1 protein-coding gene is annotated in these 722 nt (G+C 52.6%); it reads left to right on the top strand.

Translation table 11 applies throughout. The features are described 5' to 3' along the window. Positions 1-230: WD40 repeat domain-containing protein (locus AC0QH1_RS30945; protein WP_442957399.1), on the top strand; the 230-nt coding region annotated here is incomplete at its 5' end. Positions 231-722 lie beyond the last annotated feature (492 nt).

Raw genomic sequence — 722 nt, 5'->3', positions numbered from 1 at the left:
CCATCACCCCGGACGGCACTGGGGCGGTTTCTGCATCAGACGATAACACCCTGAAACTGTGGGACTTGGCCACTGGGGAGGTCGTGGCGAGTTTTAGTGGCGAGAGTGCGTTATTTTGCTGTGCCGTTGCGCCGGATGGGGTGACGGTGGTGGCGGGCGATCGCTTGGGGGGGGTGCATTTTGTGGGATTGGAGGGGATTGAGACACCTTCCGGTCAAGTTTCGATTTGAGAAGGGTTTTGGTCGTTGCCGGGAGATGCGGTGGATTTGATGTGCGGTTAATTTCCATAGAGAACCACCGTGGGTAGGGATGAAATATACTGGCTTTTGCATTTCGGCAATTGTATCGTTATTGAGGGTGGGTTATATTGTGAGTAAAATTTGCAACACTATATCGCAACCCGAATAGCTGTCAAAAAAATAGTCCGCGTCGGCGGACTATAGCCCTTCGGGCATAGCTTCGCGCTTTGCCTGGTTCGGCGCGGTTTCAATTGACCGCCGTGGCATTGCTGTGGCATTGCCCAGGGGAGATTGCGATTGCCCGTCTTTTTCGTCGATTCAGGCACAGAATCGAAGAATTTGCCAGCATCCCCCAATCGGGTGACAACAAACCGGGAAAAAGGTTAGAAAATAGGGAAGGGGGGCATTTAGATTCGGTATTGGCGACAATACCCGCCAGGGACTAAAGTCCCTGGCTTATAGCGCAAGTCCTCTAAAGAGGAC

The sequence above is a fragment of the Phormidium sp. CCY1219 genome (genome assembly GCF_055795085.1).
Note: the sequence above shows the minus strand (reverse complement) of the source record. Positions and strands in the feature narration are given on the sequence as shown.